At 65.8% G+C, this 15,963-nt stretch carries 13 protein-coding genes; all 13 read right to left on the bottom strand.

Annotation, left to right across the window (positions count from 1 at the left end; translation table 11 throughout):
• Positions 1 to 47 precede the first annotated feature (47 nt).
• Positions 48 to 1,511, bottom strand: coding sequence for a GH1 family beta-glucosidase (locus EDD31_RS12405; protein WP_123304428.1), 1,464 nt, complete (start codon positions 1,509 to 1,511; stop codon positions 48 to 50).
• Positions 1,501 to 2,463 (bottom strand): ABC transporter ATP-binding protein, encoded by a 963-nt coding sequence (locus tag EDD31_RS12400; RefSeq protein ID WP_123304427.1) that lies wholly within the window; start codon positions 2,461 to 2,463, stop codon positions 1,501 to 1,503. Before EDD31_RS12400 ends, EDD31_RS12405 begins: the two co-directional genes overlap by 11 nt.
• A gap of 1 nt (position 2,464) precedes the next feature.
• The gene (locus EDD31_RS12395; RefSeq protein WP_123304426.1) at positions 2,465 to 3,418 is read right to left on the bottom strand and encodes an ABC transporter ATP-binding protein; all 954 of its coding nucleotides are present in this window, start codon (positions 3,416 to 3,418) and stop codon (positions 2,465 to 2,467) included.
• A 1-nt stretch (position 3,419) separates the two neighbouring features.
• On the bottom strand, positions 3,420 to 4,340 hold the full coding sequence (locus EDD31_RS12390; protein WP_123304425.1) for an ABC transporter permease: 921 nt from the start codon (positions 4,338 to 4,340) through the stop codon (positions 3,420 to 3,422).
• On the bottom strand, positions 4,337 to 5,332 hold the full coding sequence (locus tag EDD31_RS12385) for an ABC transporter permease (RefSeq protein WP_123304424.1): 996 nt from the start codon (positions 5,330 to 5,332) through the stop codon (positions 4,337 to 4,339). Before EDD31_RS12385 ends, EDD31_RS12390 begins: the two co-directional genes overlap by 4 nt.
• A gap of 361 nt (positions 5,333 to 5,693) precedes the next feature.
• Entirely contained in the window at positions 5,694 to 7,502 is a 1,809-nt protein-coding gene (locus tag EDD31_RS12380; RefSeq protein WP_123304423.1) for an ABC transporter substrate-binding protein, read from the bottom strand.
• Positions 7,503 to 7,701: 199 nt separating this feature from the next.
• A complete protein-coding gene (locus EDD31_RS12375) occupies positions 7,702 to 8,226 on the bottom strand; it encodes a Fur family transcriptional regulator (protein WP_123304422.1) in 525 nt (174 codons plus the stop codon).
• A 49-nt stretch (positions 8,227 to 8,275) separates the two neighbouring features.
• A complete protein-coding gene (locus tag EDD31_RS12370) occupies positions 8,276 to 9,559 on the bottom strand; it encodes a glycoside hydrolase family 27 protein (protein WP_123305520.1) in 1,284 nt (427 codons plus the stop codon).
• A 41-nt stretch (positions 9,560 to 9,600) separates the two neighbouring features.
• Positions 9,601 to 11,658: a glycoside hydrolase family 31 protein gene (locus tag EDD31_RS12365; RefSeq protein WP_123304421.1), complete on the bottom strand. Its 2,058-nt coding sequence runs from the start codon at positions 11,656 to 11,658 to the stop codon at positions 9,601 to 9,603.
• Positions 11,655 to 12,344: a YesL family protein gene (locus EDD31_RS12360; RefSeq protein WP_123304420.1), complete on the bottom strand. Its 690-nt coding sequence runs from the start codon at positions 12,342 to 12,344 to the stop codon at positions 11,655 to 11,657. The genes EDD31_RS12365 and EDD31_RS12360 overlap by 4 nt, the downstream gene beginning before the upstream one ends.
• Before the next feature lie 3 nt (positions 12,345 to 12,347).
• On the bottom strand, positions 12,348 to 13,259 hold the full coding sequence (locus EDD31_RS12355) for a carbohydrate ABC transporter permease (protein ID WP_123304419.1): 912 nt from the start codon (positions 13,257 to 13,259) through the stop codon (positions 12,348 to 12,350).
• Positions 13,260 to 13,267: 8 nt separating this feature from the next.
• A complete protein-coding gene (locus EDD31_RS12350) occupies positions 13,268 to 14,125 on the bottom strand; it encodes an ABC transporter permease (protein WP_483964270.1) in 858 nt (285 codons plus the stop codon).
• Between the two features lie 201 nt (positions 14,126 to 14,326).
• On the bottom strand, positions 14,327 to 15,961 hold the full coding sequence (locus tag EDD31_RS12345; protein WP_123304417.1) for an extracellular solute-binding protein: 1,635 nt from the start codon (positions 15,959 to 15,961) through the stop codon (positions 14,327 to 14,329).
• Positions 15,962 to 15,963: the final 2 nt, after the last annotated feature.

Here is a 15,963-nt window from a genome sequence, read left to right as displayed (position 1 = left end):
CGGGTGCGGGCGCAGTGCCCGGGGGAAGGATGTCGCTCGGCGCCCGGCTAGCGCCGCCGGGCGGCGATGAGGTCGCGGTACCAGTGGGCCGACGCCTTCGGGGTGCGCTGGAGCGTCTCGTAGTCGATGTGCACGATGCCGAAGCGCTTGGCGTATCCGAAGGCCCATTCGTAGTTGTCGAAGAGCGACCACGCGGTGTATCCGGTGACGTTCGCCCCGGCCTCGATCGCTTCCACCACGGCAGAGATGTGCGCGGCGAGGAACTGCCTCCGGTCGGCATCCTGGATCGAACCGTCGTCGGCGACGACGTCGGGGAAGGCCGCACCGTTCTCGGTCACGAAGAGCGGCGGCGCCGAGTAGTCCCGGCTGAGGCGGATCAAGATGTCCCGCAGCCCATGCGGTTCGATCGTCCATTCCATGTCAGTGAGCGGGCCATTGCCGCGGACCCATCGCACATGCTCCGATCCGGGGTGCTCGGTGTTGTAGCGCGGGACCGGATTCGGTTCGGCGGCCACGTGGTGCTGGCTGTAGTAATTCACGCCGAGCAGGTCCAAGGGCTGCGCGATCTGCTCCAGGTCACCGGGCAGGATCGCGGAGTCGGCACCGAAGCGGCGCTGGGTGCGGGTGATCTCCTCCGGGTAGCGCCCGAGCAGCAGCGGATCGAGCCACTGCCGATTCTGCAGGGCGTCGATCGTGTCGGCCGCGGCGACGTCGGCCGGATCTTGGGTGGCCGGGTACACCGGGTAGAGGTTGGGCACGATCCCGTAGCTGAACTCGGGCGCCGCCTCACGCATCTGCTGGGTGGCCACGCCGTGCGCGAGCAGGAGATGGTGGGCTGCGCGCATGGCGGTGCGCGGGTCAGTGATCCCTGGGGCGTGCACGCCGTTGCCGTAGCCGAGGTACGCGGCACACCAGGGCTCGTTGATCGTGGTCCAGACCTTGACCTTCTCCCCCAGAGCCTCCTGGACCACGCGCGCGTAGCGGGCGAAAGCGTGAACCGTCTCGCGGTTGGCCCAGCCCCCACGGTCCTGCAGCGCCTGCGGCAGATCCCAGTGGTAGAGCGTGACGACCGGCTCGATACCGGCCTGGATGAGCAGGTCGACCAGTCGGGTGTAGAAGGCCAGACCGCGAGGCTCCACCGCGCCATCGCCGTCGGGAATGATGCGCGGCCAGGCCACGGAGAAGCGGTAGGACTCCAGCCCCAGGTCGGCCATGAGGGCGACGTCTTCTTCGAGCCGGTGGTAGTGGTCGATCGCCACAGCACCGGTCTGCCCGAGATGAACACGCCCGGGGGCGCGGGAGAAGGTATCCCAGATCGAGAGGCCGCGGCCATCGGCCTCCTCGGCGCCCTCGATCTGATAGGACGAGGTCGCGGCGCCGAGCCGGAACCCGGCCGGCAGGCGCGCAGCCAGCACCGTCGGGTCGAGGTCCACCCGCACATCGGTGGAGATCGCGAGCGGCTGCGTGAGATCGGCGGACGCAGGGGTCGCGGTGGTGGGCTCAGCGGTCATCGGTGGCTCCCATCGGGCAAGGGTCGTCGGCTGACATGGCGAAACAGCCCACCAGATGGCCGTTGTCGACCTCGATCAGGCCGGTGGACTTCTCGAGGGTTTCGGGGTGTTCGTGGTAGAAGCAGTGCTTGTCGAGTTCGACCGCACGGGCGGCTTCCTCGGCCTCGACCTCGTCCCACTTGCGGTCCAACTGGGGCACGGAGGCGAGCAGGTTGCGGGTGTACGGGTGCAAGGGCTGGCCGAACACCTTCGAGGTGATACCCGATTCGACCACGCGACCCTTGTAGAGAATGACGACCTTGTCCGAGACGTAGTTTCCCAGGGAGAGGTCGTGCGTGACGAAGAGGATGCCCAGGCCCTTGGCGCGCAGGTCGCCCAGGAGGTTGAGTACGTCGATCCGGGTGGAGGCGTCGAGCATGGAGATGATCTCGTCCGCCACCAGCAGCTTGATGTCCAGCAAGAGCGCCCGGGCGATCAGCAGGCGCTGGAGCTGCCCGCCGGAGAGCTGATGGGGGTACTTCCCCAGCACCGACTCCGGCTCCAGGCTCACCGAGCGCACGGCCTCGCGGACCTTCTCATCCCAATCCGTGCGGGACATCGAGCCGAAGTAGTTATTGCGCAGAGTGTCGAAAGCACGATCGACCTTGAAGATCGGGTTGTAGGTCGAGAAGGGATCCTGAAAGACCCCCTGGGCGCGCTGGTAGTACTTCCGCAGACGCCTGCCCGACATCCCGGCGATGTCCTCGCCCTCGAAATCGATGGTTCCCGAGGTGGTGGAGATCAGGCGGAGCACGAGCTTGCCGATCGTGGACTTGCCTGAGCCGGACTCACCGATCAGGGAGACGACCTCACCGGGAGCGATGTCGAAGGACACGTCGCGGACAGCGTGGAGCTTGTCGGTGCCGAAAGTACCGACCTTGTAGACCTTGTTCAGATCGCGCACGCGCAGCATCTCAGCCCACCTTCCAGCACGCCACCGAGTGGCCCGGTTCGACCTCGGCGAACGGCGGCACTTCGAGGCACTCGTCGTCGGCGAGCGGGCAGCGAGCCCGGAACCGGCATCCCTGAGGCGGGTCCAGCAGGCCGGGCGGACGCCCGGGGATCCCTTCGAGGCTCTGCCGCTCGTCGTAGCGCACGCCCACTTCCGGCAGGGCGCCGATCAGGGCCTTCGTGTAGGGATGCAGTGGCCGGTTGATGATGGTCTCGGTGTCCGCCTTCTCCGCCAGATGGCCCGCGTACATCACCATGATGGTGTCGGCGATCTGGTAGAGGACCGAGATGTCGTGGGTGATGACCACCATGGACTGAACGAACTCGCGGTCGCGGAACTCCACGAGGGCGCGCGAGACCGCCTTCTGGCTGGAGACGTCCAGGGCCGAGGTGACCTCATCGCCGATGAGCAACGAGGGATCCAGGAGAGTGGAGAGCACCAGCACGACCCGCTGCTTCATCCCACCGGAGAGCTCGATCGGGTACCGCTTGAGCACCTCGGTGTCGAGGCCAACGAGCTTCAGACGGCGCAGGAGTTCCGGCTCGATCTCGCGGTAACTCTCTCCGCGCGAGGCCAGAAGTTCCTTGATCATGCGGCCGATCTTGCGGGTGGGGTTCATCGCGCTCATCGCATACTGCGGGATGAGCGAGACCTCCTTGAAGCGGAAGTCCTGCATGGCGCTGTGATCGGCGATCGGCATCTCGCGGTCATCCAGGTGGACGGATCCGCCCATATGACGCATCCGCCCGTCCATCCGGATGAGCGCCTTGCCCAGCGTGGTCTTGCCACAGCCGGACTCGCCCGCCAATCCCATGATCTCGCCGTCGGCGATCTCGAAGCTGACGCCGTCGAGCGCCTTCACATCCCCGGCGAGGGTGCGGTAGTAGACCTTGAGGTCATCGACCTTGAGCGTCATCTCACGTCTCCCTGAGCTTGGGGTTGAAGACCTCATCGAGGCCGACGTTCATGATGTAGAGGGCCCCGACGATCGTGGTGATCCCCAGCCCTGGTGGCACGAACCACCACCACATCCCCAGGTGCAGCGCGCTGTTCTGGGCGGCTTGGTTCATCATCAAGCCGAGCGACATCGCGTCAGTGGGTCCCAGACCGATGAAGTCGAGCGAGGCGGCCATCAGGATGGCCCCACCGAAGAGCAGCACGAAGGTCATGAACAGGTAGGAGTACATGTTCGGGGCCACTTCGCGCCGGATGATCGAGCCCGTGGACGAGCCGGACAGCTTGGCGAGATCGACGAAGTCGCGGTTGCGCAGCGTGAGCGTCTGGGAGCGGACGGCGCGAGCCACCCACGGCCAGGAGAAGATGCCGATGTACAGAGCCTGCATCGGCACCGACCGGGTGCCCAGGTAGGCGTTGATCACGATCAGCACCACAAAGCCCGGGATCACGAGCACGATGTTGGTGAGCATGTTCAACAGTTCATCGATCCAGCCGCCCCGGTAACCGGCCACGAAGCCGACCGTCATGCCGATGGCCGCCGCGACGGCACCGCCGAGGACGCCGACCAGGTAGGTCGAGCGCAGGCCGGCCACGAACTGGGCGAAGATGTCCTGCCCGAAGAGCGTGGTGCCCAATGGCCACTCCCCGCCCGGCGGCTGGACCGGCGGGCCCACATACGCCGTCGGGCGGTGGTCGATGAAGAAGGGGGCGAAGATCCCCAGGGCGAGGAAACCGAGTACCACAATCAGGGCGCCGACCACCTTGGGGTTACGCAAGGCGAAATAGATCGTCTCGCTGCCTTTGCGGGTGGTCGCGGCAGCGTCCGGCAGAGCGGCCTTGGTGCCCTCGACTTCTGGGTCTGTCTGCGCTGGCTGCGTCATGAGGTTCCTCCCTGCAGTCCGGTGCGAGTGCGCGGGTCGACCACGATGTAGAGCAGGTCAATGATGAAGTTCGCGATCAGTACCCCGACCACCACGAAGAGCAAAGCGCCCTGCAGAAGGAACAGGTCTTGGTTGTTGATCGCGTTCAGGATGAGGTAGCCGAGGCCCGGGTAGGCGAACACCACCTCGGTGACGAGGGCACCACCGAGCACGGTGCCGAGCTGCAGCGCCAGACCGGTGATCTGCGGCAGGAGTGCGTTGCGGTAGGCGTAGCGGCGGACCAGCCGGCGCGGTGCACCGAGTGCCTCGAGATAGTTGGCGTAGTCCGCCTCGAGCTCGTAGATGATCACGTTGCGCATGCCGATCGCCCAGCCACCCAGCGCCACGAGGAACAGCGAGAGGAAGGGCAGGAACCAGTGGGTGGCCAGATTGACCACGAACTCCCACGACCACATCGGGATGAGCCCGAAGTCGTAGCCGCCGGCCACGGGGAACCACCCCATCACGATGCCGAGGAACCAGGCCAGCAGGATCGCGATCCACATGTACGGAGTGGCGGTGAGCAGGTAGCCGATCGGCAGTACGGTGTTGTCCAGCCACTTGCTCCGCGCCGCCAGCGCGCCCACCTTGTTGCCGACCAGCCAGCTCAACAGGATCGCCGGGAGCATCAGCGCCAGGGTGAAGGGCACGGCGTTCCAGATCACCTCCGAGACCTCGGAGGGGAACAGCCAGACGCTGATGCCCATCTCGCCGCGGAACAGCGCACCCCAGTAGTTGAAGTACTGCTGCCACAACGGCAGGTCCAAGCCGAAGACGGCCTCGTAGTAGTTGCGCATCGGCTCCACCGCTTCCGGGTGGGACAGATTCGCGCGGGCGATGAGCCGGGTCACGGGGTCGCCCGGCATCATGCGCGGGATCGCCCAGTTGATGCTGACGGCAACCACGAAGGTCAAGGCGTAGATCAGCAGTTTGCGAATGAGATAAGTGGCCACGTCAACCCTTGTCGGTCGGCTGGGCAGGTCAGGTCAAGTCAAAAGGGGGGTGGAGGAGTCCGCGAACAACGGCTCCCCAGCGGGCGCGGCGCCCCGGCGGGCCCGGGGTGGAGGGTCAAGAGCCGGCCTCGGCCGCGCTCCCCCTGCGTGCCCGGCCCCCGGGCGCTCCCCGTGCTCGAGCTCCCGTGCTCTCGGGCTCGAGCTCCCGGGCGCCCCGCCCCCGGCGATTGTGGTCAGTTGGCGTCGCTCTGGACGCCGTATCGGGTGGGTATTCCGACACTTACTGACCACAATCGCACGGGGTTCACGCGGGGTTCGCCCGGGTTCACTCGGGGGTTGGAGCGATCGCGAGCTGGCGCGATCAGTCCGCGTGGGTGAGATCCGCCAGGGTGGCGAGGCCACCCATCTGCCAGTACCCGCCCCAGGTGGAGGCGAAGTGGTCAGGCGTGTCGGATTCCGAGGTGGGCCAGTTGGTCCACACCTGCGTGTTGTACTGCGCCCACATGCCGTTGTACCAGAGCGGAATCGCGTGCAGCTCTTCCTGGTGCAGCTCCTGCAGATCGCTGAGGATCTCCTGGAACTCCGGGTCATCGGTCTCCGTGGCAGCCAGGCGTTCGGCCAGGTCCCAGCCCTCCTGGGAGTCCCAGCGGCCGAAGTTGCCCGAGTACATCTGGTCCTGGATGGGCTGACGGTAGAGGTACTCCCAGTAGGTGTGCGGGGTGTTGGTCAGCTGCGCGTCGTTGTTGATCAGCAGATCGAAGTCACCGCTGAATCGAGCGTCATCCACCGCACCGGAGTCCGGGAAATCGGCCGTGACGTTGATGCCGACGTCCTGAGCGCCCTCCGCGATCACGCGAGCGGCTTCCATCCAGTCGGTCCAGCCGGCTGGGACGATGAGGCTGAGCTCGATGGCCTCGCCGTCGGGGGTCTCGACGTAACCGTCGCCGTTGGTGTCCTCGTAACCGGCATCGGCGAGGATCGACTCCGCCTCACCGGCGTCAAAGGAGAAACCGTCGATGCTGTCGTCGTAGAACTCCTCGTATGCGGGCAGCATGCCGGAGAAGTGCGAGGGCTGGACCAGGCCGCCGTAGGCGCCGGAGACGATGGCGTCGACGTCGATGGCCGTGGCCAGGGCGCGGCGGAACTCCGCGTCGTCCAGCGGCTCACGCTCGGTGTTCGGAATGAGCACCGCGGTGTTCGCCGAGAGCATGTACGGAGCCTCGTCGTAGAAGGTGGTGAGCTGCCCCTGCTCGACCAGGGTGTTCACGCCGGGCAGGAAGTTGTTGGACAGGTCGAGCTGCCCCTGCAGCAGCAGTCCGAGTGCCACCTCGTTGGACGGGTTCACGATGTCCACGATGTAGCGCATCTCGAAGTCCATGCCGAGTGCCTCGATGCCCCACCAGTCATCGTTGCGCTCCCACACCATGCGGTCCTGGCCGTGGGTGTTGTAGAGGAAGGCGCCGGAACCGACCGGGTTCTCGTTCTGGTTCGACATGTAGTCGCCTTCGGCCCACTCGGACATGATGTGCTCGGGCACGATCGACACCGAGTACAGGTTGTTGTCCCAGGACTGATAGCGCGGCTCGCTGAAGGTGAAACGCACGGTGGTCTCATCCACGGCCTCGGCCGAGTCCATCCAGGTCCAGGTGTTCGACCAGGGGACCTCGGGGTTCTCGCCGAGCTCGTAGGTGAAGACGACGTCGTCGGCCGTCAGCGGCTCGCCGTCACTCCAGGTCAGCCCTTCACGCAAGGTGAGTTCGTAGACGTCGTCCTCGACCCACTCGCCCGATTCCGCAAGCCACGGCTCCAGCTCGAGGGTGTGGGGGTTGAAGAAGAAGGGTGCCTCGTAGAGCAGACCGCGCAGGCCGGTGGCCTCGCCGGACTGCGGGATCGGGTTCCAGCTTGAGGGCGGACCCCACTGCTGTCCGGAGGTGAAGACGGTCTCTTCGCGTGGATAGGACGAGATGACGTCCTCCGCAGCAGCGAGCTCCTCCTCGTCAGCGTCGGCCGCCGGGTCGTCGCCACCGTCGGCGTCGTCCTCAGTGCCATTCTCGTCCGCGGGATCGGGTTCGATCTCGGGTGCTTCAGGGGTGTCTCCGTTGCAGGCGCTCAGCGCCAGCACGGTGGCGGCGGCGACGGCGAGCCCGACGCGGTATGCCGGTTTCCTCATGATTGCTCACTCCCTCCCCACGACTGCGTGGGGTCTCTCTTCATCGAGCGGGTGATGGCGGGCGACCGGGTGGTCCTCCGACAGTCATCAGTTAACCGGTTAAGCGGACGCTCGTCAAACGGTTGCGCACCGCACGGCGAAAGTGAGACCAGGCCGATATACGGACGACCACCGTCCGCTGGAGTCGTGCCAGGCCTCGCTAAGCAGGCTGTGGTTGCGCACTGCGGCACCGCGCGCAGGTGCCCCAGTAGATGACCTCAGCGCGGTCGATGGTGAAGCCCTGGTCATCGGAGGCCTCCAGGCACGGCGCATGCCCGACCGCGCACGGCACATCCGCGACGGCCCCACAGCCGCGACACACCACGTGGTGGTGATTGTCGTCCTCACCGGCGATCTCGTAGCGCCCCGGCGAGCCCTCGGGCTCGATCCTGCGCAGCAACCCGACCTCGGTCAGGGCGCGCAGGACGTCGTAAACGGCTTGCGTGGACACCGATCCCAGTCGTGAGAGCACCCCGGCACGGACCGTCTCGGCATCTGCGTGGGGGTGCTCAGCCAGTTCGGCGAGCACCGCCAGGCGAGGCCCGGTCACTCGTAGCCCTGCCGCTTTGAGCGCGGCCGTATGCTCCGCGCTGCGAGTGGCCAGCCCGGCGCCCGCAGTGCCCGTGCCTGGCAGGCGCGCATCAGCCGTGTGGCGGCTCTCCGCAGGGATCGACGTGAGGGACATATCGCCAGTAGAACCGGCTATCTGGAATCAGTCAAGTAAGGAGCTCGCTTCATCCCCGGGGTTCCAGTGCGAGCCACCGGACACCATGAGAGGGCACCCGGACGGACACATGGCCGCGGTCGAGGTCCAGAGGGGTCATCTCCCCGCCGTCTTCCCAAAGGTCGGACACGTTCCACTGCTGGTGGGTCATGGCCGGCAGCCCGGTCACGCTCGCGAGGGCGATGGGCGTGGTCAGCTCCGACTCCCCCGTCCAGAACGCCGCGAGATACCAGCGGTCCTGCCGGCTCGATCGCGCTGACCAGACGATGATCTCGCCGTCCCCGTGCGGCTCGCGAATCACCTCCGCATTGCCGGTGGTGGAGGCCGTGACCTCGCGTAGCGCGGGATTGGCGAGCATCCCGAGGGTGGACTCCTCCGTACTGGGCAAGTCGGCACCCACCATCAGGGGGGAACGCCCCATCGCCCACAGGCTGAGGAGACTGCGCTGCTCGTCGCCGCTCAGCCGGGAGTTCCGTGGTTCGCCACGTTCGGCGCGCAGCCCGATCCGCCCCAGGGGAAGCATGTCCGCATCGGCCCAGCCGCCACTGCCCTGCAGGGGCGCCCACCGGGCCAGGCGGGCGAACTGTGCATGCACGTCCTCCCAGCGGTCCCAGAGATCGTCCGAGATGCGCCACATCTGCGCGTGCCGGCGCAGGTGGTCGATGTGCAGAGTGGAGAGGTGGGTCCCGGGCGAGAGCGACAGGGTCATCGGCCGCCCGCTGCGGGCGATGGCCAGTGCGTACGCCTCAATCTCCCGGTGGTAGTAGGGCGCCTGCATGTCGTCCGCCTTGATGAAGTCCACACCCCACTCGGCGAACTGGGCTACCTGAGCGTCGTAGTAGGCCTGCGCTCCGGGATGATCGTGGTTGAGGCCGAGATTGTGAGGGTGCCAGGTGCAGACGTTCGAGCGATCCGCGACCTCCGCTGCCGTCCATTCCGTGCCCAGGATCGGCAGGTCCAGGTCCACGGCTCGGCGAGGAATGCCGCGAACGATGTGGATGCCGAACTTCAGACCTTTCTCGTGCACGGCGCGGGCGAGGTTCGCGAAGCCCGAGCCATCGCGGGAGGAGGGGAAGCGGCCCGCTGCGGGCAACTGGCGCCCGTAGTCATCGAGCACCACCGGTGCGTCGTCGTTATAGCCGTGGGCACGGGCGGTGGGGTCATACCAGTCGATATCGACGACGACGTGGTCCCAGCCGGCGGGCAGCAGCCGTGTGCGCATGACCTCGGCATTGGCGAGCACCTCATCCTCGGTCACCGTGGTACCGAAACAGTCCCAGCTGTTCCAGCCCATGGGCGGGACCGGAGCCAGGGTGGCGGCGGTCGGCGGCGCGGTCATCGGGCTCCTTGTGGGGCGAGTGAGGCGGTCAGTTCCTGGAGTGCGTGCTCACGAGTGAAGACGGGGATCGACTCGATCGGGGCAGCTTCATCGATCCACTGCCCACCGTCATGGACGGTACCGGTCAAGGCCGAGGTCCAGTGCGCACCTGCGGGGAGGTAGATCCGCCGGCTCCGCTCCCCGGCACCGAGCACCGGGGCGACGAGCAGATCCGGTCCCAGCATGAACTGATCGATGATCTCCCACGCGCGGGCGTCCTCCGGGAACTCATGGAAGAGCCCGCGCATCACCGGCTGGCCGTCGAGGTGGGCCGCGGTCATGACCTCGCGCAGATAGGGGCGCAACTGCTCGCGCAGCCGGAGGTATCGCTCGAGGACCGGAGTCGTCTCCGAGCCGAAGCTCCATGGCTCGTTCGCCGCGCCGCTGTGCATCCGCGGGGAGCCGTCCGCGGCGCGGACCTCGCGTGCAGGCCCGCGATCGCCATGGAGCCGCATGACCGGAAGGAAGGTGCCGAGTTGGAACCAGCGCACGAGCAGCTCCTGGTACGCCGGATCCTCGGGACACCCGCCGCCGAATCCCCCGATGTCGGTGGTGAACCACGGGATACCCGCGACTCCCATATGGATCCCGGCGATGAGCTGCTGGCGCAGGGCTTCCCAGGTGGAGGGGATGTCCCCGGACCACACCAGCGCCCCGTAGCGCTGGCTGCCCGCCCAGGCGCATCGCACCAGGGCGAGCGGGGGTTCTCCCTGAGCCTGCAGCCCCTCGGCCACGGCACGCGAGAAGTGCTGCGGGTAGATCCCACCCACCTGAGTCACCGGCCCGGCGGACGTACGGTAGGCCGCGTAGTCGTAGAGCGCATACTCCGGCTCGGCCTCGTCCAGCCAGTACAGCCGGACACCGTGCCGGCCATAACCCTCGGTGAGCTTCTGCCACAGAAACTCACGCGCCTCCGCGCTGGTGACATCCAGGAACCGGCTCGGCCCACCGAAGGCCATCTGCACATCCACTCCGCGGTCGGAGGAGACGAGCATGCCGTGGCTGCTCAGCTGCGCGAAGTTCTCCGAATCGGGTGAGATCTGCGGCCAGACCGAGACCATGAGCTCGATCCCGAGTTCGCGGAGCTCACGCACCATCGCTGCCGGATCCGGCCAGAATTCCTCGTCGAAGCGGAAGTCGCCGAGATGTGGCCAGTGGAAGAAGTCGGCCACGATCACATCCAGGGGCAGGCCCCGACGGCGATACTCGCGCGCCACCTCGAGGAGCTCCTCCTGGTGGGTGTAGCGCAGTTTGGACTGCCAGAAGCCCAAGCCGTACTCGGGCATCATCGGCGCGTGGCCGGTGGCCTCGGCATACCGGCGGCTGACCTGTGCCGGCGAGCCGGCGGCAGTCACCCAGTAGTCGAACTGGACGGCGGACTCCGCCACCCATTCGGTGCGATTCATCCCGAAGGTCGCACGGCCCACGGCCGGGGTATGCCAGAGCAGACCGTAGCCGCGGCTGGACATCACAAAGGGCACGCTCACCTGGGAGTTACGGTGCGCCAACTCCAGGGTCGAGCCCTTGAGGTCCCCGATCTCCTGCTGGTACTGCCCCATGCCGTAGAGCTTCTCGTCGCGCGGGGAACGCAGCCGCAGGGTGGTGCGCCAGCTCCCGCCCGGCAGCGACTCGTACTCACGGGCACGGATCTTCAGCGCGCCGCCGTCCCCCGCCTCCTCCAGCAGCACCTCGCCGTGCTCATCCTGGATACTCACATGGCAGAAGTGCCTCAGGTAGCCGGCCTGGGCATCGTGGCGCGAACGCGCCGTCAGGACTACCCGCACTCCCCCGTTCGTCAGGGTGGCTTCGGCATCACCGTGCGGTGAGAGCTCACCGAGGTCGATGGTGGCGGCGTCCTGGTGCGGTGGCGGGAGCAGCGCCCAGTCCGCCTCGTGAACCTCCCCGAGCGCCGCCCGGACTCGCGCACTGTCTGCTCCCCAGGGCTCGACCACGAGGGTCTCGCCGTCGCCGCGCCAGACCAGGCGACCCTGTTCCGTACTGAATGGCGTGCTCATGCCAGGACCTCCGTGGGTGTGTCGATGGGTGCGCCCTCCGCATGGCGTCGTGGCGGCGGCACGGGAAGAACACCGGTGTGCCAGAGCCACCGGAAGCAGACAAAAGCGGGAGCAGCGAGGCCGAGAACGGGCGCCAGTCCGGGGACGACGTAGTAGACGGCGCAGATCACGGCAGTCGCCCCGGAAGCCGTGACGGCGTGCACGGGGCGGCTCAGGGTGAACTTCACCGACCTGAGGATCGTGCTCCGCGCCGGCTCCGCGAAGTGGGCGGCCAGGCACCAGGCCATGGCCGTGACCACGAGGCCCATACCGGTCAGCACCGACAGTAGTCCGGCCAGGAACGGGCTGACCGGACCAAGATCGACGGTCGCGACGAGATGGCGGTCGAGCAGCAGTACCGCCCAACCGGCAGCGAGGAGCCAGCCGAGGCGATTGGCGGCACCGAACTCCCGCCTCCACGTGGCCGCGAAGAACGACCACGACGGCCTGATGGAGTAGTCATCGCCCTCGCCGCGGTGCTCGGCCATGACGTCGTGCCGGATCGCGGCGATCATTGCCGCGGTCGCTGGGAAGACGCCCAGCACCACCGCACCGCGCAGCGTCCAGAGCAGCCAGAGCAGATGGAGCAGGAAGAGGCGGGTTGCCAGGCGGGCGGCGCGGACGTGCCAGTTCACCACAGTGTTCATGCGTCAGCCCTTCACGGCGCCGATGAGGACGCCCTTCTCGAAGAAGCGTTGCAGGAACGGGTACAGCACGATGACCGGCAGCGTGGACACCACGATGACGCCGTACTTGATCTGGTCGGCGAACTGCTGGGCGTAGCTACCACCACCGGACCCTCCTGATCCTCCCGCTCCCCCGGCGAAGGCCTGGTTGGAGATCAGGATGTCCCGTAGCACGATCTGCAGCGGCTGGATCTCGTTGTTCCGCACGAAGATCAACCCCGTGAAGAAGTCATTCCAGTGCTGCACCAGGTAATACAGTCCGATCACCGAGATGATGGCCATCGACAACGGCAGCGCGATCCGGACGAAGAACTGAAAATATGATGCCCCATCGATCACTGACGCTTCAAACAGCTCCTCGGGGAGCGAGTTCTCAAAGAACGCACGTGCGATGATGAGGTTGTAGACGTTCACCGCGCCGGGCAGAATGAAGACCAGCCAATTATCGATCAGGCCCAGATCACGGTAGAGCAAATATGTGGGGATCAGTCCGCCACTGAAGAACATCGTGAAGGCAAAGAAGAACATCAGCAGCTTCCGGGGCGCAAACTCGCGCCGCGAGAGCGCGAAGGCTGCCGGCATCGTCACGAAAAGGTTCAGTGCGGTCCCCACGGTGGCGTACACCAAGGTGTTGCGGTAGCCGCGCCAGATACGTGAATCCTCGAGAATCTGCTGGTATCCGAAGAAGTTGATGTCCTGCGGAATGAAGGCCACCTGGCCCGTGGCCACGAGTGTGGGGTTCGAGATCGACGCGATCACCACGAAGTAGACGGGGTAGAGCACGGCAAAGACTATCAGTCCTGACACGATCGCCAGGCCGACACTGAAGGCGATATCTCCGGGACTCCGGAGGCGCCATCTTCTGAAGGTTCGCATATCAGGCCTCACCAGAGTGACGTGTTCGACACCCTCTTGGCGATCTCATTCGTGATCACGAGGAAGGTGAAATTGATCAGGGTATTGAACAGCCCGATTGCCGTTCCGTAGCTGAACTGGTTGCCCACGATGCCGATCTTGTAGACATAGGTGGCGATAACCTCGGAGACTCCGAGGTTCAAGGGATTCTGCATGAGGAAGATCTTCTCGAAGCCAGTGGCCAGCACCCCGCCCATATTCAGGATGAACAGGATGATCATGGTGGGAACCAGGGCCGGGAGATCGATGTGTCGGACGATCTGAAGCTTTCCGGCACCGTCGATACGCGCTGCCTCATAGAGCTGCGGACTCACGGCCGCGAGGGCAGCAAGATAGATGATGCTGTTCCAACCGGCGTGCTGCCAGACCTCCGAGATCACGTAAACCGGAACGAAGGCGCTGGCATCGCCGAGGAAGTTGACGCCGTCGATCCCGATGAACCGAAGAAACCGCGTGAGCACGCCCGAGCTGGGCGAGAGAAACACCTGCAACATGCCCACGACAACCACCACGGAGATGAAGTGCGGCAGGTAGGTGGCCGTCTGCATGAATCGGCGCTTCCGGCGCCCGAGGATCTGGTTGATGATCAGGGCCAGCACGATCGGTGCGATGAAGCCAACGATCAGCGTCGAGACGCTGATCACCACCGTGTTCCGCATCAACGTCCAGAACTGCGGGCTGTCGAAGAACTGCCGGAAGTACTTGAATCCGACCCATTCACCACCGGCCAGGCCCGCAGCGAAGTCGAACTCCCTGAATGCCAGCTGGATGCCGTACATCGGCCCATACATGAAGAGACCAATGAACCCGATGGCAGGTGCCACCATCACCCAGAGCTGCCACTTGGTCCGGAAGTGGCGGGAGAGGCTGGTGCTTTTGGTGGACAGCTTCAACGGACTTTCCTCAGGCAGGCCCGGAGGAGGTGCCTCGGCGTTCGGCCTGCGGTCAACGACGGTCATCTGCGCTCTCCTTCGAGCTCAGAGGGGCCCGCCCAGGTGACGGCGGGCCCCCCTGCTTGACGTGGGTGCTCAGTCCAGGGCGGCGACGTACTCGTCGTAGTAGCGCTGGTAGATCTCGATGTTCTCGTTCAAGCCGGAGTTCTCGACCTGCTGGATGTAGGAGTCCCAGTCCTCCTCGATGCCACCGCCGGTGATCCACACACCCCAGTTGGTCATCGCGACCCCGAGGATGTCGACATCGCGATTGGCGACCGCGGTCTGATCCTCCGGGGTGAGCGTGATGAACTGCCAGGGGAAGACGTCGGCGACAAGGTCCATATTGGCGAGCGCGCCCTCAAGAGGTTCTGCCTCCTCTACGGCTTCAGAGAGGTCGACCGGGATCTCCACATCGATGTCGTCCCGGATCCACGTAGGGCCGTTGTCAGCCAGAGTGGTGGTCCACTTCCACGAAGAAGGGTCCGTCTCGCCGTCGGCCGGTGGGAGGACTTCGTAGGTGTTCTCATCGATCTGCTCGATGTTGGTGCCCATGTCGCCCCAGAGCACCTGCAGCGAGATGTCCTGGTCATAGAAAGCATTGATCACTCGCAACGCGGCCTCGGCGTTGCCGCTCTGTGCGGACATCACGATCTGGTTCTGCGGGAAGTTCTCGCCATACGAGTCGTACGTCCAGGTGAGATCCGACTCGTCCTGACCCTCCTCGGCCAGCAGTGGCGCCATCGCGGTGTACTGCGGAGCGAGCTGGGAACCGAAGCGGTCCGAGGCGGTCCAGCCCCAGCTCAGCCCCACCCGCGCCGTGTCGCCCGATCCACGGCCCACCGACTGGTAGGCGGAGTAGTCCTGGGTCATGACCTCTTCGCTGATCAGCCCCTCGGCGTAACACCGATGCAGGAAGGCGACGACCTCGCGGTAGCGCTCGTCCACGAGGAAGCTCTTGACCTCACCGTCCTCGACGAAGTAGCCGGGACCGCCGCCACCGGTGAGCGGCAAGCCCAGGCTGCCCATCAGCACCGTGGGCTGGAAGTACCCGAAACCGCCCGAGCCGGTGGGCGCCCAGTCCATGGGGATCTCATCATGGGGGTCGCCGGAACCGTTGGCGTCCTCCTCCTTGAAGGCCACCAGAACGTCGAAGAGCTCATCCCAGGTGGTGGGCACCTCCAGGCCGAGATTGTCCAGCCACTCCTGGTTGATGTACTGATGCGTCACCGTCTCGGGCCAGAAGCGCTTGTAGCCGGGCAGCGCGTAGATGGCGCCCTCGGAGTGTTGGGCCATGACCTCCATCTCGGGGATCTCATCGAACATCGCCCGGACATTCGGCAGCGACTCCATGTGCTGACTGAGGTCCTCGAACAGACCGGTGAAGGTGGACAGATCCGAGTCGGTGATGGCGTTGGTGCCCACGATCAGATCGGGGATGTCACCAGCGGCCAGCATGGTCGACTTCGCCTGGTCCCAGTCCGCGGAGATCTCCTCCCAACGAATGCTGACGTCAGCCTGCTCTTCCAGCTCGCTGACCCACTGCATCCCCTCCATGGGGCCGGTCAGCGCGTGCTTGAGGACGAGAACGTTGAGGACGTCGTCCCCACCCGATCCGGATCCGCCACCCGAGTCGTCGCCACCGTTGCCACTACATGCCGCGAGGCCCAGGGCGAGCACTGCCGCTGCGGCGACATAGCTCTGGGCTCTGCGTACTGGCTTGCCTGTCATCA

It is taken from the genome of Bogoriella caseilytica, assembly GCF_003752405.1.
GTDB lineage: Bacteria > Actinomycetota > Actinomycetes > Actinomycetales > Actinomycetaceae > Allobogoriella > Allobogoriella caseilytica.
This window is presented reverse-complemented; position numbering and strand designations above follow the sequence as displayed.